Origin of the sequence: Exiguobacterium sp. s34, assembly GCF_018617435.1 — a bacterium.
Lineage (GTDB): Bacteria > Bacillota > Bacilli > Exiguobacteriales > Exiguobacteriaceae > Exiguobacterium > Exiguobacterium aestuarii.
In genome coordinates, this window is the sequence record NZ_JACSKE010000001.1 from 109,189 (window position 1) to 128,847 (window position 19,659).

General features: G+C 48.4%; 24 protein-coding genes. 5 read left to right on the forward strand and 19 right to left on the reverse strand.

Annotated features, from left to right (window positions below; translation table 11 throughout):
• Positions 1-15: 15 nt before the first annotated feature.
• Positions 16-342 carry a winged helix-turn-helix transcriptional regulator gene (locus KNO87_RS00590; RefSeq protein ID WP_214793689.1) on the reverse strand — a complete coding sequence of 109 codons (327 nt, stop codon included), beginning with the start codon at positions 340-342 and terminating at the stop codon, positions 16-18.
• A gap of 262 nt (positions 343-604) precedes the next feature.
• On the opposite strand from KNO87_RS00590, the gene KNO87_RS00595 reads away from it, so the two are divergent.
• From KNO87_RS00595 to KNO87_RS00605, 3 genes are all read left to right on the forward strand, one after another.
• Positions 605-1,807, forward strand: a complete 1,203-nt coding sequence (locus tag KNO87_RS00595; protein ID WP_214793685.1) for an MFS transporter — start codon at positions 605-607, stop codon at positions 1,805-1,807.
• A gap of 10 nt (positions 1,808-1,817) precedes the next feature.
• Positions 1,818-2,765 (forward strand): LLM class oxidoreductase, encoded by a 948-nt coding sequence (locus KNO87_RS00600; protein WP_214793682.1) that lies wholly within the window; start codon positions 1,818-1,820, stop codon positions 2,763-2,765.
• 84 nt (positions 2,766-2,849) lie between these two features.
• Positions 2,850-3,959 (forward strand): low temperature requirement protein A, encoded by a 1,110-nt coding sequence (locus tag KNO87_RS00605; protein WP_214793679.1) that lies wholly within the window; start codon positions 2,850-2,852, stop codon positions 3,957-3,959.
• A 37-nt stretch (positions 3,960-3,996) separates the two neighbouring features.
• On the opposite strand, the gene KNO87_RS00610 is transcribed toward KNO87_RS00605, so the two are convergent.
• The 12 genes from KNO87_RS00610 to KNO87_RS00665 form a co-directional block, all read right to left on the reverse strand.
• Positions 3,997-4,425: a CBS domain-containing protein gene (locus tag KNO87_RS00610; RefSeq protein ID WP_012727014.1), complete on the reverse strand. Its 429-nt coding sequence runs from the start codon at positions 4,423-4,425 to the stop codon at positions 3,997-3,999.
• 254 nt (positions 4,426-4,679) lie between these two features.
• Positions 4,680-5,483: an alpha/beta fold hydrolase gene (locus KNO87_RS00615; RefSeq protein WP_214793676.1), complete on the reverse strand. Its 804-nt coding sequence runs from the start codon at positions 5,481-5,483 to the stop codon at positions 4,680-4,682.
• Between the two features lie 75 nt (positions 5,484-5,558).
• Positions 5,559-6,671, reverse strand: coding sequence for a M14 family metallopeptidase (locus tag KNO87_RS00620; RefSeq protein ID WP_214793673.1), 1,113 nt, complete (start codon positions 6,669-6,671; stop codon positions 5,559-5,561).
• An 87-nt stretch (positions 6,672-6,758) separates the two neighbouring features.
• Complete coding sequence (locus tag KNO87_RS00625) at positions 6,759-7,157, reverse strand: hypothetical protein (RefSeq protein WP_214793670.1); 399 nt, start codon at positions 7,155-7,157, stop codon at positions 6,759-6,761.
• 114 nt (positions 7,158-7,271) lie between these two features.
• Positions 7,272-7,739 carry a flavodoxin family protein gene (locus KNO87_RS00630; protein ID WP_214793667.1) on the reverse strand — a complete coding sequence of 156 codons (468 nt, stop codon included), beginning with the start codon at positions 7,737-7,739 and terminating at the stop codon, positions 7,272-7,274.
• A 56-nt stretch (positions 7,740-7,795) separates the two neighbouring features.
• Complete coding sequence (locus tag KNO87_RS00635) at positions 7,796-8,236, reverse strand: hypothetical protein (RefSeq protein ID WP_214793664.1); 441 nt, start codon at positions 8,234-8,236, stop codon at positions 7,796-7,798.
• On the reverse strand, positions 8,233-8,883 hold the full coding sequence (locus tag KNO87_RS00640; RefSeq protein ID WP_214793661.1) for an SIMPL domain-containing protein: 651 nt from the start codon (positions 8,881-8,883) through the stop codon (positions 8,233-8,235). The genes KNO87_RS00635 and KNO87_RS00640 overlap by 4 nt, the downstream gene beginning before the upstream one ends.
• Positions 8,884-8,916: 33 nt before the next feature.
• Positions 8,917-9,666: a hypothetical protein gene (locus tag KNO87_RS00645; protein WP_214793658.1), complete on the reverse strand. Its 750-nt coding sequence runs from the start codon at positions 9,664-9,666 to the stop codon at positions 8,917-8,919.
• Positions 9,663-10,205: an RNA polymerase sigma factor gene (locus KNO87_RS00650; protein ID WP_214793655.1), complete on the reverse strand. Its 543-nt coding sequence runs from the start codon at positions 10,203-10,205 to the stop codon at positions 9,663-9,665. The genes KNO87_RS00645 and KNO87_RS00650 overlap by 4 nt, the downstream gene beginning before the upstream one ends.
• Before the next feature lie 114 nt (positions 10,206-10,319).
• Positions 10,320-10,490: a hypothetical protein gene (locus KNO87_RS00655; protein WP_214793652.1), complete on the reverse strand. Its 171-nt coding sequence runs from the start codon at positions 10,488-10,490 to the stop codon at positions 10,320-10,322.
• A gap of 220 nt (positions 10,491-10,710) precedes the next feature.
• Positions 10,711-11,346, reverse strand: coding sequence for a GNAT family N-acetyltransferase (locus KNO87_RS00660; protein WP_214793649.1), 636 nt, complete (start codon positions 11,344-11,346; stop codon positions 10,711-10,713).
• A gap of 61 nt (positions 11,347-11,407) precedes the next feature.
• Complete coding sequence (locus KNO87_RS00665) at positions 11,408-12,400, reverse strand: tRNA dihydrouridine synthase (protein ID WP_371816653.1); 993 nt, start codon at positions 12,398-12,400, stop codon at positions 11,408-11,410.
• 138 nt (positions 12,401-12,538) lie between these two features.
• Between KNO87_RS00665 and KNO87_RS00670 the strand changes: the two genes are divergently transcribed.
• The gene (locus tag KNO87_RS00670) at positions 12,539-13,066 is read left to right on the forward strand and encodes an AAA family ATPase (protein ID WP_214793643.1); all 528 of its coding nucleotides are present in this window, start codon (positions 12,539-12,541) and stop codon (positions 13,064-13,066) included.
• Here KNO87_RS00670 and KNO87_RS00675 read toward each other — a convergent pair.
• Entirely contained in the window at positions 13,058-13,498 is a 441-nt protein-coding gene (locus KNO87_RS00675) for a hypothetical protein (RefSeq protein ID WP_214793641.1), read from the reverse strand. The genes KNO87_RS00670 and KNO87_RS00675 overlap by 9 nt on opposite strands.
• Positions 13,499-13,705: 207 nt before the next feature.
• On the opposite strand from KNO87_RS00675, the gene KNO87_RS00680 reads away from it, so the two are divergent.
• Positions 13,706-14,374, forward strand: a complete 669-nt coding sequence (locus KNO87_RS00680) for an excalibur calcium-binding domain-containing protein (RefSeq protein ID WP_214793638.1) — start codon at positions 13,706-13,708, stop codon at positions 14,372-14,374.
• 169 nt (positions 14,375-14,543) lie between these two features.
• On the opposite strand, the gene KNO87_RS00685 is transcribed toward KNO87_RS00680, so the two are convergent.
• From KNO87_RS00685 to gatB, 5 genes are all read right to left on the reverse strand, one after another.
• Entirely contained in the window at positions 14,544-15,077 is a 534-nt protein-coding gene (locus KNO87_RS00685; protein WP_214793635.1) for a GNAT family N-acetyltransferase, read from the reverse strand.
• Entirely contained in the window at positions 15,074-15,667 is a 594-nt protein-coding gene (locus KNO87_RS00690) for a dihydrofolate reductase family protein (RefSeq protein WP_214793632.1), read from the reverse strand. The genes KNO87_RS00685 and KNO87_RS00690 overlap by 4 nt, the downstream gene beginning before the upstream one ends.
• Positions 15,668-15,739: 72 nt before the next feature.
• Complete coding sequence (rlmD, locus tag KNO87_RS00695) at positions 15,740-17,101, reverse strand: 23S rRNA (uracil(1939)-C(5))-methyltransferase RlmD (protein WP_214793628.1); 1,362 nt, start codon at positions 17,099-17,101, stop codon at positions 15,740-15,742.
• Positions 17,102-17,156: 55 nt separating this feature from the next.
• Positions 17,157-18,155: a diacylglycerol kinase gene (locus tag KNO87_RS00700; protein ID WP_214786002.1), complete on the reverse strand. Its 999-nt coding sequence runs from the start codon at positions 18,153-18,155 to the stop codon at positions 17,157-17,159.
• 63 nt (positions 18,156-18,218) lie between these two features.
• The gene (gene gatB / locus KNO87_RS00705) at positions 18,219-19,649 is read right to left on the reverse strand and encodes an Asp-tRNA(Asn)/Glu-tRNA(Gln) amidotransferase subunit GatB (RefSeq protein ID WP_214793625.1); all 1,431 of its coding nucleotides are present in this window, start codon (positions 19,647-19,649) and stop codon (positions 18,219-18,221) included.
• Between the last annotated feature and the right edge of the window lie 10 nt (positions 19,650-19,659).

A 19,659-nucleotide genomic window follows, 5' to 3' on the forward strand; every position in this document is an offset into this window, starting at 1 on the left:
GGACGACCGTGAATGTTAGGAGATGACCTCGTCTCCTGTCTGATCGATGTGACACTCACCCCAAGCGCACATGGCGTCTAGGATTGGTTTTAGTGACCATCCATACTCTGAGAGCGAGTAGATGACTTTCGGCGGCACTTGCTCGTACACCGTACGCACGACAACCCCGTCCGCTTCAAGCTCACGCAATTGTTGGGTGAGCATCTTTTGGGTGATGTTCGGCATGAGCTTACGAAGCTCACTCGTCCGTCGCTCTCCTTTAATCAAATGACACATGATGACGACTTTCCATTTGCCGCCGATCACATCAAGTGTCGCTTCGACCGGAATGTTATATGGCATATCGTTTCCTCCAGTTCTTCCATAGGCACTTTTTGGTGCCTACCGCACTAAAAAGTACGTACTTCTCAAACAGTTTTCATGCACTTATGATAGCAACTATAGCAAATCCATACAAGTTCATTTCGCTCGTAACACCCTCTTGAGACGGTAAGGTACTTTTTCGACCGTACTGAACAACAGAGGAAAGAGAAATGTCTTTGCTATTCGGAGACGAAGGGCCCTCGTCTTCCACACTATTCATTTATTTTAGGAGGAACTATTCATGAATCAACCGTACACGCAACCTGTCGAAGAACAGGCACCTAAAAATGGAGGGTTAGCATTACTCGCCCTCGCGATCAGCGCTTTCGGCATCGGAACGACCGAGTTCGTCCCGGTCGGTCTTCTCGCTTCAATCGCAAGTGATTTAAACATCGGCATCACACTCGCTGGTCTCATTATCTCGGGTTACGCGATTGGCGTAGCTGTCGGTGCACCAATTTTGACGGCACTCACAAACCGAATGAACCGCAAAACGTTACTCATGGCGCTCATGGTCGTCTTCATCGGCGGAAACTTGGTCTCTGCCATGTCGACTAGTTTTGAACTCTTAATTGTCGCCCGATTTATCACCGCGTTCTCGCACGGTGTCTTCTTCTCCATCGGGGCAACGATTGCCGTTCAACTTGTACCACCGCATAAAAAAGCGAGTGCCATCGCACTTATGTTTACAGGTTTAACCGTCGCGACCGTCACAGGTGTCCCACTCGGTACTTTCATCGGTCAAGCGTTCGGATGGCGTGCAACATTCTTCGCTGTCGCAGCACTTGGTGTCGTTTCAATAATCGCAAGCTTCTTTTTGATTCCGAAAGATTTGAAACAGTCACCACCAGCGAAGTTCTCAGATATGAAGAAATTGCTCACGAATGGTCGTCTCATGCTCGGATTCTTGATCACAGCACTCGGTTACGGCGGAACGTTCGTCGCCTTCACGTACTTGACACCAATCATGCAAGACGTGACAAAAATCAGTCCTAGTTTAATCAGTGTCGTCTTACTCGTTTACGGAATCGCAGTCGCCATCGGGAACGCGGTCGGCGGAAAGCTCGCAAACGAAAATCCAGCAAAAGCATTGTTCTATATGTTTATCGTTCACGCGGCAGTCATGATCATCATGTCGTTCATGATTCCATTCAAAGTGGCCGGTCTCATCGCAATCGTCTTGATGGGTCTCCTCGCCTTCATGAACGTGCCTGGACTTCAACTGTATATCGTACAATTGGCTGAAAAATATGTACCTGCCGCTGTCGATGTCGCATCAGCGCTCAACATCGCTGCCTTCAACATCGGGATTGCCTTAGGTGCAACAATCGGTGGAATCGTCGCCGATTCAATCGGACTTGTGCATACCCCTTGGGTCGGTGGCATCATGGTCATCATCGCCGTCATCTTGACAGCCATCTCACGTCGTTTGGAAGCAAACTAAGGAGGACCTCATGTTCAACAATCACAAAAGCTACAATTGGATGTACCGGGAGGGCGAGCTCACGCTCGGCCTCCACATCCCTTTAGAAAATTTCAAGATGCGTACCCCGACTCTCGAACGCCAAGTCGAACTTGCCCAAAAGGCCGACGACTACGGCTTCACAGCGTTATGGCTACGGGACGTCTTATTAAAAGACCCGAATTTCCTAGACCCTGCCGTCGGTCAGATTTACGACATGCTGATTTACGGAACACATTTACTCGGTCAAACGAAAAACATCGCACTCGGTACGTCTGCACTCGTCTTGCCACTCCGTCATCCCCTTCGTTCGGCGAAGGAAGTCGCAACAATTGAATCGTTGTTCCCAGAACGATTGATTTTAGGCATCTCTTCAGGTGACCGTCGTGCCGATTTCAAAGGGCTCGGAGTCGACCACCCGACACGTGGCGACCAATTCAAAGAGTCGCTTCGTGTCATGGAGCAGGCGCTTTACAACAACTACCCAACCATTGACTCACCGTATGGGGAAGTCGAACAGGCTACGCTTGTGCCACGTCCGAAAAAACGGATCCCGACGATGATCACCGGGTTCGCGCAACAAGACATGGACTGGCTTGGGGCGAATGGGGACGGGTGGATGTATTATCCGCAAGCACCTTTCGCACAACAACAAGTGCTCGACGCGTGGCGCGCGAGCGGTGAGGCGCACGGTCGCACATTCCGTCCGTTCTCGATGCCGATGCATCTTGATTTGACGCTTGACCCAGATGAGCCACCGACACCGATTCGACTCGGTTTCCGAATCGGTCGCAACCATTTGATTAAATTGCTCGAAGCGTATCGTGCGATTGGAGTGAATCATCTGTTCTTCGCCCTCTTCGACGGAGAACGTCCGGCCGAAGAAGTCATCGATGAATTAGGAAAATATGTACTTCCCCATTTTCCACCCCTTACTTGATATTTGCCCTTCATTTTTGAAATGAAGGGTTTTTTGTGAAATGGACGGGTAAATAACAATGAATCTATGAAAAGGAGTTCTCCCATGCCCTCTCATCATGAAAAGGTAGAAAAGATTGAACTGTTTTTTGATTTAGTATTTGTGTTTACATTCATTCAACTTACGTTGAAGCTCGAGCATCATCTGACATTTCATACGTTTTTAGAGGTTTTCGTCCTTATGGCCCTCATTTGGTATATCTTCGAAGGGTATATTTGGTTGACGAATACGACCAAACTGACAAGAAGAAACCATCAAATCTTCATGACGCTCGGGATGATTGGATTTATGCTGATTTCCGTCGCCATCCCAAAAGCCTATGATCAAGATGGCTTCATCTTCGGACTTGGTTTTTTAGTGATTGTCGCCGTACATTCGACGCTATTCTTGTTGCACAGTAATGATGATACGAAAAAAGCGATGCTCGCCATCGTACCGTACAACGTATCATTTAGCATCATCATCCTCGTTGCTTCACTGTTTGAAGGGAACGTACGCCTGATTGTATGGGGGATTGTCGCGATCGTCGCCGTATTAGGTCCTCTTGTACAGAAAAACAGAGGGCAGTTCGAAGTGTCGTCCTGGCACTTCCTTGAGCGACATTACCTCATCCTCGTCATCGCCCTTGGCGAAACGATTGCGTCGACCGGTCGCGCCGCGATTGATGAAGATTTGACTTCTGATGTCGTCTTGACGATGATTCTTGCGCTGACGCTGACCGTTCTGCTTTGGTATTCCTATGTGAAAGACGATGAAACAAGAGAAAGTCGTTTTCAAGAAATGCACACGGATAAACGGGATCAGATCGCCAAGGCGGGGTTCTATTGGTCACACCTCTCGATGTTCCTCGGTATCATCTTACTCGCCGTCGTCAAGATCACCATCGTGCACGACCCGATGCAGACGCTCGATTTGGCACATCGCATCACACTGTATGTCGCCATTGTCTTGTTTGGATATGGTGTCATTTACTTCAACCGTCTGTTCTTCAATGTGTCGTGGAAGCGACTTTCGATGCTAGCTGCCTTGCTTGTCATTCCACTGATTGCCCCATATTTGCCGGCAATCATACTCTTACTCGTCATCACCTTGATTTACTTCATCGCAATGATTGCCCCACTTCCGTTTTTGAAAACAAAGCAGAAAGAAACATAAAACAAGCCAGAACCGCGAGTCGGTTCTGGCTTGTTATTTATCGGACTTCATTCTCGAGTTGTTTCAACTTTGTCGAGTAATACTCGATGATGTCACGGCGTCGGATGATGCCGATAAAATATTTGCCGTCATCGACGACCGGCACGAAGTTTTGATCCGTGATCGCATCGACGAGCTCTTCGATTTGAGCAGTAATCGATACCGGCTTATAGCGAACGCGTTGCTTGATATCTTTTAGACGTGTCCGGAGCACTTTTTCATAGTCTTCTTCCCCACGAAGCTGTTCTGCGAGTGCCCAGAGCAAATCCCCCTCTGTCATCGTCCCGGCGTAAAATCCGTTTTCCGAAACGAGTGGGACAGACGTGAATCGATGATGTTTCATCTTTTCAAGTGCTTGTCGTACCGTTGATTCGGGGTCCAAATATTTGACGTCTTCTTTCGGATATAAAAAGAAAGCGATGTTCATTTAAATCTCTCCTCAATCTGTTAATCCACCCCGTTATTGTACCATGAATGGTAGGACAGGTTGAACTAAATCCATGTTCCTATCTGTAATCATCCCCTTTCTCCTAAACGACACAAAAAAACATCGTGATCCTGGTCACAGCGATGTTTCGGTGATTCAAAAGAATTGGAAGGGAACTCCAATTGATTTATACCCGTTTTAGTTGGTTCTTATCCATCCAGACATACAAAAGGGCCCCTTTAGGAGCCCATAAATTATTGAACAAACTGCAACAGTGTATCGTTAAATTTCTCTCGTTCATCGAGCACGGTGCCGTGTCCGCTCTCTTCGAAACGCTCAATCCGAGCGTTCGAAATGCCTTGCTCCATCTGTTCTGCAAACTCAAATGGACAGATTTTATCATGTACGCCGTGAATAATTAACGTCTCTACGTCAATCTTCGGCAAAGCATCGCGCAAATCTTCGTCCCGGAGTGCCTGTGCCGAGGCAATCGTTCCGTGACTCGAGGCCACGAGTGCGAGATGGTGGAACCAATTCTGCATCGGTTTCGAATGTTCTTTCTCAAAGAAGATTTCTCCGAACCCTTCGAGCATTTTCGGTCGGTCGGCTCGCGTATCTTCAATCAACGCGTCGACTTCTTCCGTTGTCATGCCGTATGGATAGTCTGAACGTTGTGTGAAAATCGGTGCTGCCGCTCCCGCTAAGACTAACTTTTTGAGTCCATCCTCTTTATAGTCGGCTGCGTAGCGGACTGCGATCGCACCACCCATTGAAAAACCAACGAGCGTGAAGTCTTTTAAGCCAAGCCCGTAAACGACCATATGCACATCAGATGCCATCGTCTCATAGTCATACCCTGTCGCCGGTGCATCCGATTTCCCGTACCCTCTGAAGTCGATTCCGATATAGCGATAGCCGGCTTCGATTAACGCATTCTTCTGATATTCGAACATATTGTTGTTCGCAGGCCAACCGTGTAAGAAGACGATCGGCTCCCCAGAACCGACATCCTCCACGTATAAATTCGTACCGTCATGTGCTGTAATATATCCCATCATCCAACCTCCATCGTTTTGATTAATCGTAAATACTCACAACCTACTTGTTCCCGTTTCCGAATCCTAAAAACCTTCTCATGTGTCACGCCAGAGCGATTCCCCTTTTAAATACCCTTCAACGGCCTTCGCTCCTTCTCGTAACACGGCTTCGCGCCAACTTGAGTCGTCCGGATAGAACATTGCCATGAATTCGTTTTGAATTCCATTGCGCGCTTCGGGATCTTTTGTTCCTTCAAAATAAAGACGATTTTCTAAAATGATTGTCAGAAATTCTCGAATCGAGGCTTTCGTCGACGTGCCGAACGTCCCAAACTCGAATAAGGCGGAGACGAGTCCTTTGTCTGGATATTCCGTATCGCGTACGTAGTAAAAGTGATTCGTCGAGTCCCCGAGCACCTCGTCCGGGTCATACACGTTGACGTTGTCGAGGCCGTACGCTTGTTTCAACTCATCTTCGGTTCGGCCGTCCCGCTTACTAATGACCATCGTCACCTCGTTTGTCGGACCGAGCGCCGTATGCCAGTCCATATGCACGACTCGTTCATAACGCTCGAGTAAATCGTGTTGAATCCCTTTCAAGAAGATGGCGGATGGTTCATCCGAGTCTCCGCCATAGTACACACCTTTCGGGAATTGATACTGCCCCATCCCTTTCGCCCCACTCATCGCCTTGAATCCGTCGAGCTTAATCCCAGAACCGAGGAATGAATAAATTTGTTCACGCGCTTCATGGTAGTCGTCAATCACTCCGTCTGGAACGAACAGATGTCGCATCAGTTCATACTCACGGTTGACGTTATACGGCACCGATTCACGGTCAATGACGTAGTTTCGGTTCAAATCGACATTATGCTCATTGACCCGTCGGAAGTGTTTCATTCCCCAAGGATTGACGGCATGAATGAGACAAATGCCTGTCGTCTCATGTCGCACATGAGGCAATTGCGTTTGCACAAATTGATGCGTCACCGCAGCACCCGCATATCCTTCGATCCCATGTTCCCCAATCGTCATGAGAAGGATTGCTTTCCGCTCTCGTTTTGGTTCCCCTAAGATGATGTCGATGCTTTCGTCCCCAATTGAGTGCGTTAACAGCTCTGCTTTTGGATAATATCGTTTCACCTCAGATAATAAATGTTTGAACTTTTCTCGCGATTCTTCATAGGATGATGAAAAATACTGGGTCATCGCACTCTCCTCCAATTCTTTTCTCTCTACACCATTCCCATCCTAGTGCAATCTAAAAACGCCTTCTGTAAAAGAAGACGTTTGCTGTCAAGGCGTTCGGATTCGTTTCGTATGTTGCCGTCGGAAAGCCATCACATAGAAAATCGGACCAATCAAGACGGCACCGAACAACCAATAGAGACCCGCGTTCGCATACAATCCTTCAAACGACCGAAACACCCAGGCGAGAACCGTGAACGCGACAATCAACTCAACGGTCCATAATAATCCGCGGCGAACCGCTAGAAGAATCGTGTTCGTTTTTTGAGAAAAGGCTGCGACGAAAGCAATTAGAAATGCAGGAAAACTCGAGAGCCACAACATGCGATTGAGCGAGGACTCGGCAAAATACGTATTTCCGAGAGAGACAGTGATGAGGAAGTGCACCAAAATAACGACCAAGACGACCACCCATCCGACGAACACATCCCGTTCCATTTTTTTCATCACAACCAGCTCCCTTTCTAAAGAGTTGAATACTAATATTTACCCGCTTTTTCAGCATTCTCGTCTGATTCAACTAAAAAAACGCACTCTGCTCGCAGAATGCGTTCCAATGTATTATCCGACCAACTCCCGCGCCCATGCTTTCGCACGTTCAAGTTCGCCTGCTTTCAACATTTCCGTCTCCCCATCAACCAAAAATGATTCTTTTCGGACGTTCGTTGCGCCTTTTTCAATCATTTCCCCTTCGACGCGGTTCACCGCATGACCGAACCAGTCGATGATTTTACCGAGAATCGGATTTTGTTTTTCTTTGACGACACTTGTATCAAACGCGGCCGTCCGCTTCCCGCGAAGCGCGTTGTCTGAGATTCCGTCTAAAAACACTTTAATGTCCTCCGTCTCATACCCGCCATGCGTTGGTGAGCCGATGACGACAAGATCGACATGAGCCAAGTCACCGAGCCCAATATTCAACACATGTTCCATACGCGCTTCATGTTCTTTCGACAGCTCTTCCTGCATCGCATGAGCAATCTTTTCTGTATGCCCATACAAGGAATCAAAGATAATCAAAATATTCATGGTGAATCCCCCTTTGCCGAACTTCTCTTTATCTCCCTTCCCATTTCAGCGTTCGTTCATGCTTCTTTTTTGTACAGTGCACTTCGCTGGAAGAGCGTCCAACTCACCAGAACAACACCGAGTACGAGCAAGGCATAGCCGAAGAATTTAATAAAGTCGCTCGTGTGGTATGGAGCCCTGAATCGGTATTCCGCCCGTTTCCATTCCGAACCGTCCTCAACCGCAATGACGTCTTCAAAGCCTTCCCCATCAATTTCACGATAGGCCGTTCCAATCGGATATCCATTCGAGGCATTCCCGTAATAACGCCCTGTCTCGTCGTTGACCGTTGTTTCCACTTCACCAATCACGTCACCGAGCGAATCCTCATCGATTGTCGTATCGAGCACTTCATACACATTTCGTTCAAACACGACAAATGTATACGCCCAGGAAAGCGCAGACACAGGAAGTGCAATCGATAATGCGAAAAGAGTCAGGAAGGTCAGTCGCCTCATTTGAGACTCCAGACGAACGTTGCCGTATCGCTCACATCGATATCATCAGGCTCGATTTCTGGCATCCGTGACTCAGAATAGACAATCTCCTGACTATAGAGGACGTTCGTAGGTGAGAAGACATGAATCTCTCCCCACGTGTAGTCAATCTGTAGCAAGTCTCCTAACGTTGCACCTGCGCCTTTTGCGAGGAGTGTTGCCCGTTTTTTCGCATTTTCTGCAGCGTTGACCAATAACTGATCTTCAATCGCGTTCGGGTCTTTCATTGTAAAGCGAATCGAGAGTGTCGGGTTCGCCCGGGATTGACTGATTTGCTCAATCGCGTCCGATAGTCTGGACGTGTCGAGTGGGAACTCGAGTTTCGTCTTCTGTTTACACACATAACCTACAAAGCGCGACCGATAATTATTATGTTTATCTTGATACCGCTCATACTCCGTATCGATGGAAAAGTCGCTCGTTTTCAAGTCCGCCTTCTCAAATCCAGCACGCACGATCGCCTTTTGGAGCTGTGATACCGCGTTTGCTGCCTCTGTAATCGTCTCTTCGTAACGCGGTGCTTTTGAGACGAGGTCCATGTGAATCACAATCAAATCTGGTCGAGATGAGACATTCCCTGTTCCTTTTACGGTGATTGTACGTTCCATATCGTTCGCCCTCCTAATAATATGAGATGTAGATTATTCTGATGCTTTAAATCGTGAGATCATCCAACGTTCTATTTCATCTAAAGAGTTCATATCTTGTAACGACGGATAGGCGTCCCGTTCAAATAGCAGTCCGCTCGGAGTATCTAAAAACAGATAACGTTCCCCGTCCGGAAAACCGTAATCCGCAATATCTTTCAGTCGAAGCGTCTCTCCGTTTTGTTCCCAGATGAATTCGTCATCATATGGAATCGGCATAAAGATGCCCTCCATCCCTTGATGCACGTGTGAGATGACGTCAGTATGCTCTTCCTGTTCCGCTCTTCCGATTGCATCGGCACGAACGACCAGTTCTTGTCCAGTTTGCACATCGCCATGATACACATCTGACACTTGTATGGTGAGAAGCGACTGATATTCGAGCTCTCCGTTAAAATCAATCTCGATATGCCGGATGTTCTCGACCGTTCCTTTGACTACGACCGGATTCCACCGCGAAAAAAGTTCATCTTCTGTCATGTCCATCAAGTTTTCTTGAGAAGTACCTTGTCTTATTTCTGATTCATCGATGATGTGAACCGAGTTTGCCGTTGAATCCGTGGATAACGGAATACGTTCATTCCAAATATTCGATGTGAAGAGCATGAATCCCGCAGCGGCGGCGAGTACCACTCCTGCCCCCCATTTGAGTCGTTGATAAGGTCTTCGCTCTATCACCATGGATTCCTCTATATAGCGGTCATCCACTTCACCTAGTAGTTGAAGTAATTTTTCGTGATTCATACTTGAATCCCTTCTGATTGGAGTACACGCTGTAAAGCATCACGTGTTCGCTTCAGCGTCATTTTGACATGACTCTCCCCAAGTTGATGGTTTTTCGCAATTTCTTGAATGGAGTGAAGGTAAAAATAGCGTTGCATGAAAATCAACCTTGTCTGTCGAGGAAGGTCTGAAAGAAATGCATTCATCAGGTCGACGACCTCTTCGTCCTTCATCGATTCCGTGAGGACATGTTCCAATTCTTCATAGACGAGCGGCACTTCTCCACCACCCCGTTTTTTCGCATGATTCTTCTTATAGCGCTGCAGTGCGAGATTTCGTACAATCTTTGTCAAATACGCCCCAAGTCGAAACGGACGCGTCGGTGGGATCGACTCCCACACTTTCATGTATAAGTCGTTTAAACACTCTTCCGTATCTTCGTGATTTTGTAAGATATTATAGGAGACACGATGACAATAACTCCCGTATTTCTTCTTTGTGGCGACAATCGCATATTCGGATCGTTCCCAGTACCAATCGATGATGACCTGGTCATCCATCCCTTTCCCCCCTTTTCCTTGCTCCTCACTTATATAGATCCCGATACAACATCATTCGTCACAACAAGCTAAAAAAAACTCGTCATAGCGACGAGGTATTTAAACGATGATCTATCATTTTTTCCAAATCGATACGGCAAGCCCTCCGACGTAGCCAACCATCGCTCCGCTCGCAATACCATATGTCAGCTGTATATTGAAGAAGAACGAGAGAATTACACCGAGTGTCGTCCCCGCAATCAACCCAAAACAAATGATACAGTCCTTCCATTCTCGTGAATCCATCTTGCTCCTCCTTACCGATCCGTTCAATCTTCCGACTTCAGTTCTTCCATCCACATCCACAATCATTAGCCCTTTATGTCAAAACGAATTCAATGCTTGTGTTCTTAACAATCTTGTCGCATATTTCCTAATATGTAGTAACAGCCGATATATCCAAAATATCCTTTATTTAGGTAAGAAACAAGAGAAAATGCCAAGGAAATGATTCCTTGGCATTTCTTTATGATTCATCCAGCTCAGTCGAAGCGAACTCATACTCCCGTTGACTCGGAAGCACTTCTTTCTGCTTCTTCGGAAACGTAGCGTCGAACACCTCTACTTCCGCTTCCTCCATTTCTAAACCTTCTGTGAATACCGCCATACCCCGAACCCCCTCTAACGCCCCTTCGTATAAAGGTAACACGAGCAGTCCTTTATAATACTGTCCGTCCGGCATTGCGATGTCATATCGCTTCCCGCCTACAAATCCATATGGCTCATAATGATACGGATAGCCAAGTGTCAGGATCGCACGATAGCCAAGCGACTTTGCATGTTCAATCGAATGTGTAATGAGATGTCTGCCAAGTCCTTGTCGGTGGTACTTCGGGTCGATGAAAACCGGACCGAATGTGATCGTATCAACCGACCCTTCTCCGTCTACGACTTTCGACTTCGAGTAAAAAATCCCGCCGGCCAGTTCTCCGTCCACCTCGATGACCCATGACAATTCAGGTAAGTAATCTTCATGTTTTCGCAGTTGATGAATCGCATAATGCTCATGACATCCCGGGAAATATAAATTCCAAAACGCTTCCCGCGCAATCGCTTCGACGCGACGCTCATCATCCGGTCTTTCTTTTCGTATGTTGAACATTCGCCTCACTCCTTTCCAATCATTATACGAAAAAGGTCCAGCTTTCGCTGAACCTCATCGCTTATTCAGCAGCAAGCGCCGCCTCTTCTTCGTGATATTTCTCGACGAAAGCGTCGAGCAACGCCCGTACCTCGTCCGTCGATTTTGTTTCCATCAGATTATGACGAAGCTCGCTCGCCCCACGGAATCCTTTGACATAAATCTTGAAGAAACGGTGCAAGTTCGAAATCGAACGCGGCACGTCCTCTTGGAATTTGTCTTGAAGGTCCAGTTGCAGACGCAATAGATCAAGATGCTCTTCCATCGAGTGCTCGCGTGGTTCTTTCTCGAACGCGAACGGATTTTTGAAGATCCCGCGACCGATCATGACACCATCGACCCCGTATTTCTCAACAAGTTCGAGGCCCATTTGACGGTCGAGGATGTCCCCATTGATCGTGATGAGCGTATCCGGTGCAACCTCGTCACGAAGCTTCACGATGTCCGGAATCATTTCCCAATGAGCGTCGACTTTACTCATCTCGTTGCGCGTGCGCAAGTGAATCGACAAGTTGGCGATGTCTTGTTTCAAGAGATGCGTCAACCAGTCGCGCCACTCGTCGAGCTTCGCGAAACCGAGACGCGTCTTGACGCTGACCGGGAGTCCGCCGGCTTTCGCTGCTTGAATGAGCTCAGCCGCGACTTCCGGACGGAGAATGAGGCCACTCCCTTTCCCACGTTTTGCGACGTTCGGGACCGGGCATCCCATATTGATATCGAGTCCTTTATAACCCATCTCGGCCATACCGATACTCATTTGACGGAAATATTCCGGATTGTCTCCCCAGATGTGGGCGACCATCGGCTGCTCATCTTCCGTGAATGTCAAACGGCCACGAAGGCTACCTTTCCCTTCAGGGTGGCAATAGCTATCCGAATTGGCGAATTCTGTGAAGAAGACATCTGGGCGCCCCGCATGAGCAACGACGTGACGGAAGACGACATCGGTCACATCTTCCATCGGGGCAAGTATAAAGAATGGACGCGGAAGGTCGCGCCAAAAGTTTTCTTTCATCGTAAAATCAGTTCCTTTCATCCATACAGTCCAACAAAATCACTCATCTATTCTATTATGTCTGTCGGATTGTATCAACTGTTTCACCACACTGTTCGATATAATAAAGGAACAATGACAATGAAATGAGGAGAAGGAATGATTATATGGATCAACGGCGCTTTCGGTTCAGGCAAGACGACGTGTGCCAAGATACTCGAGAAACAGCTACCGAACGCATTTCTGTACGACCCGGAACAAGCCGGCTTTTTCATTCGGGACCAATTGCCGAAAAGTCTTCAACAGCCTGATTTTCAGCACCATCCGGAATGGCGGGAGTTCAACTATCAGATGCTGTTGAAGATCGCCACATCCTTTGATGGGGTCATTCTCGTTCCGATGACACTTGTGAACGCAACGTATGTAGACGAAATCATCGGGCGGCTTCAACGAGACGGGATTGACGTGCGCCATCTCATCCTTGAAGCGAATCGACGAACGCTCGTCAGACGCTTGAATAAACGATTCGAATGGTTTAACTCCTGGGGCAAATCCCAAATCGACCGCTGCCAATCCGCATTTCAATCTGAAATTCATGCAGCTAAAATTGTCACGAACCACCGATCAAAACAGGATGTGGCGAGAGCCGTCGCTGAGCACGTAGGACTGACGCTTTCTTCAAAATGATTCAGATTCATACATCTCTTCCACAGGATCGTCTTCCCATCGAATGACGAGCTCGCTTGCGTGGGACAGACTCAGTTCTACCGTTTCACACGTCGTATCAGTCAACCACATGCAGCGGAATAAGAGCTGGCGATAACCATACAACTCATCGACAATCTCGAACCGCCCACTTTTGACGAACTGACTGAGTTGCTCGATTGGACACATCAAATAGGTCGTTTCACCAAATCGTGTAAGTGAAGAAGAGTCCCAATCGATGTTCGGAATCGTCACGGTGGCACGTCCTGTCCACACCGCTTCCTTCGTAAACAAATCTCGGATTCCATCCGCAAACACGAGACGGATGGTTGAACCAATCACGGTCGCTTCTGTGATGACGGCATCATGTAAGGAAAGCGGGACGTTACGGTTTCGAATCGTATATTGTTTCATCAAATCCCTCCTTTGTGTATCTATCTTCTTCGCGAAAATTCACTTCTTACCTTTCTCATACATCAACCATAATCAGCAATGAATTGAAAAAACAATAATCAATTGAAAACATACTTCATTCATTCCGTTTATCAATTTAAAAATTGGTAAAATAAATATAAATAAGTGGGTTGTTTTGGATGTCGATAAGAGAAAGGAGGATATGGTATGGAAAATATTTTGTTAGTCGGGCTATTCCTAATAGTTTTACTTATTGTGACAACTTTTATTTTGAGCAATTACGTTCAGCAATCACTACTTTCCCCTCGCTTCTTCATCATTTTCGCAGTCCTCTCATCAGTTCTTCTATTAGCTTCATGTAGTTTCGAAGAGACGATTTCAATGGAACAATATGAGCAAGATTTATCGCTCATTGAGGAAAAATTGAGTTCCGCCAATTCTGAAAAAGAAAAGTTACAAGATCAACTGGATACCTATTTATCTGAAAACGAAGACTTACGGCAACAACTGTCAGACGCTAGAGAATCAACGAATCAGAGACTTGAAGAAGCCGAAACAAAATTACGTGAAGAATTTGAAAGTGAGTTACAACGTGTGAAAGAAGAGGCTGCACAACAAGTAGAAGAGAAAATTGCATCAGTTCGAAAAGAAGAACAGGAAAAGGCTGCAGCTGCCATCGCAGAGATGAAAAATGAACTTGAGCAACAGGCACAAGCTTCGGAATCGACCGAATCAAATACTCAAACGTCGCAACCCTCTGAGAACTTCCAAAACTGTACAGACTTACGAGGAACCTATCCAGGTGGTGTTTCTTCCGACCATCCAGCGTATCAACCTAAAATGGATCGTGACAACGACGGCTGGGCATGTGAATGATCACTTTTCCTAATAAAGGAGTGAATTCGTCTCGAATTCACTCCTTTTTCAATCGTTTCTGAAACACATAATTCTCCGCTCGTTTCGTATACTCGTTTCCGGTCACCAAATGTTTTTTCATACGCTTTATACATTTCTAAATACTTGTTCAAGATTCATCTAGACCCTCCTAGTATAAGTATCCGAGCAAATCGAGTTTCCCTTCCGTCCAACTCTTATCCCCGACCGACCGGACCATTAGTTCGTCAAATGGTGCCTTACCTATCCCACGTGTCGTCTGGTTCTCGTCATCGATTTGAAGCCACGTGCACGTGTTTGATACCGTGTGAAACCCAATTCGTTCGTAAAGGTCTGGTCGGTCTGCGAACAACAGGAGAAAGTCGATTGGGTACTCTTCTCCGAGGGCAATGACTTCTTCCATCATTGCACGTCCAACTCCACGTCCCCGAACTTCTTTTCTCACACATAAATCGATGATGCCGAGCACGTGAATCGGCTCCCCGTCCACATTCATCACACGAAAGTCTAACCCGACTTGCCCGATGATTTGTTCGTCTTCATACGCAATCAATCGGAGATGAGGAAGTTGCTTGAAGTAACGGCGATTCGGATAAATGGAAGGAAACGCATGTTGTAATAGCTCAATCAGTTCCGTATCCATCGATTCTGAAATGGTCATCTCGAGGTGCTGCTCGATTCTCATAGCTCCGCTCCATCTTTTTGAATGCGTTCGTAGCGGACGATACTGACCCCGTTCGGCATCAACTGTTGCTCAATCGCATCTAGTTGAAGTGGTAAGATGTTACCGTCCGGGAACAGACGCTTCCCGGAACCGATGATAATCGGATACATGATCAATCGGTATTCATCGATGAGGTCGTTCGCGAGTAACGTGTGCACGAGTTCACTGCTGCCCCAGACGTGCAAATCCGGTCCATCTTCTTGTTTGATTTGTTTCAACGCTTCGACCGGTTCTGTCAGAAACGTCGTTGATTCCCAAAGCGAATCCCGTGATTGCCGCGTAACTACATACTTCATCGCACGGTTGACTTCCGGCCAGACATCATCGTGATGCGGCCAATAACTCGCCCACTGATCATATGTCTTTCGACCGAGCAACAGGTCAAATTCACTGTTCATTTGCGTCCGAATCCAAATCCCTAGCTCTTGGCTCGAAAACGGCTCCGTCCATCCCCCATGCATAAAATCCCCACTCATGTCCTCTTCTTTTCCACCTGGTGCTTGAATCACGCCATCTAACGATAGATGCTCCAGAACAATGATCTTTCTCATCTCCGACTCCCCTTTCGTTTGCTTACAAAAATAGCCCCCGATTGAATCAATCGAAGGCGTATTACTATCATCTTATTCTACTTTCTCCATCCATGCCACCGTCTCCACATGCGCCGTATGCGGGAACATGTCGACCGGCGTCACCTCCATTAAACGATAGCCACGGTCGGCGAGATAACGCATATCGCGAGCCTGCGTCGCGACGTTACAAGAGACGTACACGATCCGCTTCGGTCCCATCTCGACCATCGTCTCGAGGAACGACTCAGCACAGCCTTTTCGTGGTGGGTCGACGACGATCACGTCCGGATTTACGCCGTCTTTCTTCCACTGCGGGAGCACGTCTTCCGCCGCTCCACATGCGTACGTCACGTTATCCATCTCATTGACGAGCGCGTTCTGTTTCGCATCCTCGATGGCTTCTGGTACGACTTCAACGCCGTACACATGAGCCGCTTTTCGGGCGAGGAACAGACTGATTGTCCCGATACCACAATATGCATCGACCACTTGCTCCGTACCTGACAACTGTGCGTACTCCAGTGCTTTTCCGTACAGCTTCTCCGTTTGGACCGGATTGACTTGGAAGAACGAGTGCGGGGAAATCGTGAACGTCAGTCCTGCGATTTTATCCTCAATCGTCTCATGGCCGTAGAGCAACTTGTTCGTCGCTCCGAGGATGACGTTCGTCTTGTCCGGGTTGACGTTTTGCATGATCGACGTCACGTCCGGAAGACGCTCGACGATGTCGGCGACGATTTCATTCACACCTTTTAGTTTCGTCGTCTTCGTGATGAGGACGATCATGAGTTCACCCGAATGATATCCATATCGGGCCATGACGTGACGGATGACCCCACGTCCGGTCTTCTCGTCATACGCCGGCACACCACGTGCATCTAACACGTCGCGAACGACTTGAACAGCTTTGTCATTGCGCTCATCTTGAATCAAACATTCGCTCATCTCAACGATGTCATGCGAACGTGGGCGATAGAAGCCCGAGACGAGACGGTCTCCTTCTTGTTTGAACGGCACTTGAGCCTTGTTGCGGTAGCGCCATGGCTCCGGCATGCCGATTGTGTCATGTACTGGCACGTCGAACTGACCGAGGCGCTTGAGCGCATCGACGACGCGTTCCCGTTTCTGGCGAAGTTGTCCTTCATAGCTGAAGTGTTGCAGCTGGCAGCCGCCACATTGATAAAAGATTGGGCACGGCGGCTCGACGCGGTCCGCGCTCGCTTCTTTCACGTTCAACAATCGGGCGAACCCGTACTGCTTGTTCGTCTTCGTCACGACGATTTCGACCGTCTCTCCTGGTAACGCGTTCGGAACGAACAGCGTATAGCCATCGACACGTGCCACACCCGCCCCTTCATGGGTCAAATCGTGGACGTGGACATCGAGACGATCATTCTTTTTCACTGGTAGCATACGAATGCTCCTTCCATTGCAAATAGGAATGACTGATGTCGTCATTCCTATCTTTTCACTCTGCTTTATCGAGCGAAACATTGAACAATTGCTTGATCATCTGTTCGCGTTCATATTGTGCATTCAAATCTTCCATCTCACGGATTCGGGCGTTCGGTGCGAGTACCGTCAAGTGACGGAACAAGTTCCGCATCTCGCCGGTGCACTCCCCGCCGTACTCGCCGTCGATGTTCAGGCTCATCGGTTCTGTCGTCTTCATCTTGACGCGGCTCGTCTTCACATGTTCGACGAGCGAGCTTGATAAATGCTCCCCACGGAGGAGAAGACGGACGACATGGATGAATTCGAACAAGTTACATTTCCGAAGGATGAACAGGTCGAACAACCCGTCATTCAACGACGCATGGGGTGAGATTTTTTCAAAACCACCGACCGAGTTCGAGTTCGATGTGAGGAAGACCATGACTTCTCCTTGGAACGTTCCTTCATCGTGCTCGAGCTCGATATACGTCGGTTTGATGAGCGGTAGTTTCTCCATCCCCTTCACGTAATAGGCGAGCTGACCGAGTGCCGTTTTTAACTTCGATGGCACTTCATACGAAAGTTCGGTCATGATCCCGCCACCAGCGATATTGATGAAATAGTGGATGTCACCTTTCTCGCCTTCGATCTCCCCAAGGTCGACGGGCATCTCGAACCCGTCACAAATGACGTCGAGTGCACCGACGACGCTGAGCGGGATTCGCATCGCCCGGGCAAAATCGTTCGTCGTCCCGACCGGAATCAGACCAATCGTCGGACGATTCTCAAGCGGTGCAAGCCCTGAGATGACTTCATTCAATGTCCCGTCTCCACCTGCGGCGATGATGAGATCGAATTCGGCCGCCGAGGCCCGTTTTGCTTCGAGCGTGGCATCACCAATCGCTTTCGTCGCATACGTCGACGTCTCATAACCCGCATCCTCGAGGCGGTTCAAAATGTACGGGAGTTCCCGTTTGATCACTTCTTTACCAGATGTCGGGTTATAAATGACCCGCGCACGTTTCCGTTGCATATTGATTCTCTCCCCTGTGCTCAACTCGAGCGAAAAGCGAGACACAAGTGTCTCGCCGCCTGCTTAGCGTTTTGCGATCTCTTCGTGGAACAAGCCATCGAGGAGTGCCGGGTTCGCCATCCCTTTCGTCTGTTTCATGATTTGCCCGATAATGAAGCCTTTCGCACGGTCTTTCCCGTTCTTGAAGTCTTCGATCATTTGCGGATGTGCCTCGAACAATTCGAGGATGTAGCCGCGGAGCAGGTTCTCGTCCGAGATTTGGGCGAGACCGTTCGCTTCGACATACGCTTTCGGCTCTGCGCCCTCTTCCATCATCGCTGTGAAGACACGCTTCGCAATCTTCGATGAAATCGTGCCTTCCGCAATCAAGCGGATGAGTTCTGCGAGTGATTCCGGCGTCAACTTCATCGTCTCGACCGTTTCATCCGACTTGTTCAAGTGACCGAGTACTTCACCCATGAGCCAGTTCGCTGCTGCCTTCGGTTCAGCTCCAGCCGCTGTCGTCGCTTCAAAGAAGTCCGAGAATTCACGCGTCGACGTGAGGGCTTTCGCATCGTATGCCGAGAGACCGTATTGGCTCATGTAGCGTTCACGACGTGCTGCCGGCATCTCTGGGATCGTCGCGCGAATGCGCTCTTTCCATGCCTCATCGATTTCGAGACGGACGAGGTCCGGTTCTGGGAAGTAGCGGTAGTCCGCTGCCCCTTCTTTGACACGCATGAGAATCGTCTTTTTCGCTGCCTCATCATAGCGAAGCGTCTCTTGACGCATGACGCCGCCTGAGAGAAGCAATTTACGATGACGCGTCTCTTCAAAGTCGAGTGCCTTCAAGACGTTCGAGAACGAGTTCAAGTTCTTGAGCTCTGTCTTCGTCCCGAACTTCTCTTGCCCGTATGGACGGACCGAGATGTTACAGTCACAACGAAGCGATCCTTCTTCCATCTTGACGTCCGAGACGCCAGCGAATGAGAGGACCTCTTTCAAGCGTTCGAGATACGCGACCGCATCTTTCGGCGAACGCATATCCGCTTCACTGACAATCTCGATGAGTGGTGAACCGGTCCGGTTGAAGTCGACGACCGAATGTTTCTCGCCCGTATGGTTCATCTTCCCAGCATCTTCTTCCAAGTGCACGCGCTCGATGCGGAATCGTTTCATCTCTCCGTCCACTTCGACGTCGACGTGACCGTTCGAGCCGATCGGCTTGTCGAACTGCGAGATTTGATACGCTTTCGGCGTGTCAGGATAGAAGTAGTTCTTGCGGTCAAATTTTGTATCTGTCGCGATCTCACAATTGAGTGCCATCGCCGCTTTGATCGCGAGGTTGACCGCTTCTTCGTTCAATTTAGGCAAGACGCCCGGGTGTCCGAGACAAATCGGACACGTCTGTGTATTCGTTTCGGCACCGTAAGTGCGTGAGCAGCCACACCAAATCTTCGACTTCGTGCTCAGCTCGGCGTGCACCTCGATCCCGATGATCGTTTCAAAGTTCATCGTACGTCCT

Bases quoted from the DNA above. Each gene is read 5' to 3' on its own strand.
- KNO87_RS00590 (WP_214793689.1), bottom strand. From the start codon at position 342: ATGCCATATAACATTCCGGTCGAAGCGACACTTGATGTGATCGGCGGC.
- KNO87_RS00595 (WP_214793685.1), top strand. From the start codon at position 605: ATGAATCAACCGTACACGCAACCTGTCGAAGAACAGGCACCTAAAAAT.
- KNO87_RS00600 (WP_214793682.1), top strand. From the start codon at position 1,818: ATGTTCAACAATCACAAAAGCTACAATTGGATGTACCGGGAGGGCGAG.
- KNO87_RS00605 (WP_214793679.1), top strand. From the start codon at position 2,850: ATGCCCTCTCATCATGAAAAGGTAGAAAAGATTGAACTGTTTTTTGAT.
- KNO87_RS00610 (WP_012727014.1), bottom strand. From the start codon at position 4,425: ATGAACATCGCTTTCTTTTTATATCCGAAAGAAGACGTCAAATATTTG.
- KNO87_RS00615 (WP_214793676.1), bottom strand. From the start codon at position 5,483: ATGATGGGATATATTACAGCACATGACGGTACGAATTTATACGTGGAG.
- KNO87_RS00620 (WP_214793673.1), bottom strand. From the start codon at position 6,671: ATGACCCAGTATTTTTCATCATCCTATGAAGAATCGCGAGAAAAGTTC.
- KNO87_RS00625 (WP_214793670.1), bottom strand. From the start codon at position 7,157: ATGAAAAAAATGGAACGGGATGTGTTCGTCGGATGGGTGGTCGTCTTG.
- KNO87_RS00630 (WP_214793667.1), bottom strand. From the start codon at position 7,739: ATGAATATTTTGATTATCTTTGATTCCTTGTATGGGCATACAGAAAAG.
- KNO87_RS00635 (WP_214793664.1), bottom strand. From the start codon at position 8,236: ATGAGGCGACTGACCTTCCTGACTCTTTTCGCATTATCGATTGCACTT.
- KNO87_RS00640 (WP_214793661.1), bottom strand. From the start codon at position 8,883: ATGGAACGTACAATCACCGTAAAAGGAACAGGGAATGTCTCATCTCGA.
- KNO87_RS00645 (WP_214793658.1), bottom strand. From the start codon at position 9,666: ATGAATCACGAAAAATTACTTCAACTACTAGGTGAAGTGGATGACCGC.
- KNO87_RS00650 (WP_214793655.1), bottom strand. From the start codon at position 10,205: ATGGATGACCAGGTCATCATCGATTGGTACTGGGAACGATCCGAATAT.
- KNO87_RS00655 (WP_214793652.1), bottom strand. From the start codon at position 10,490: ATGGATTCACGAGAATGGAAGGACTGTATCATTTGTTTTGGGTTGATT.
- KNO87_RS00660 (WP_214793649.1), bottom strand. From the start codon at position 11,346: ATGTTCAACATACGAAAAGAAAGACCGGATGATGAGCGTCGCGTCGAA.
- KNO87_RS00665 (WP_371816653.1), bottom strand. From the start codon at position 12,400: ATGAAAGAAAACTTTTGGCGCGACCTTCCGCGTCCATTCTTTATACTT.
- KNO87_RS00670 (WP_214793643.1), top strand. From the start codon at position 12,539: ATGATTATATGGATCAACGGCGCTTTCGGTTCAGGCAAGACGACGTGT.
- KNO87_RS00675 (WP_214793641.1), bottom strand. From the start codon at position 13,498: ATGAAACAATATACGATTCGAAACCGTAACGTCCCGCTTTCCTTACAT.
- KNO87_RS00680 (WP_214793638.1), top strand. From the start codon at position 13,706: ATGGAAAATATTTTGTTAGTCGGGCTATTCCTAATAGTTTTACTTATT.
- KNO87_RS00685 (WP_214793635.1), bottom strand. From the start codon at position 15,077: ATGAGAATCGAGCAGCACCTCGAGATGACCATTTCAGAATCGATGGAT.
- KNO87_RS00690 (WP_214793632.1), bottom strand. From the start codon at position 15,667: ATGAGAAAGATCATTGTTCTGGAGCATCTATCGTTAGATGGCGTGATT.
- rlmD (WP_214793628.1), bottom strand. From the start codon at position 17,101: ATGCTACCAGTGAAAAAGAATGATCGTCTCGATGTCCACGTCCACGAT.
- KNO87_RS00700 (WP_214786002.1), bottom strand. From the start codon at position 18,155: ATGCAACGGAAACGTGCGCGGGTCATTTATAACCCGACATCTGGTAAA.
- gatB (WP_214793625.1), bottom strand. From the start codon at position 19,649: ATGAACTTTGAAACGATCATCGGGATCGAGGTGCACGCCGAGCTGAGC.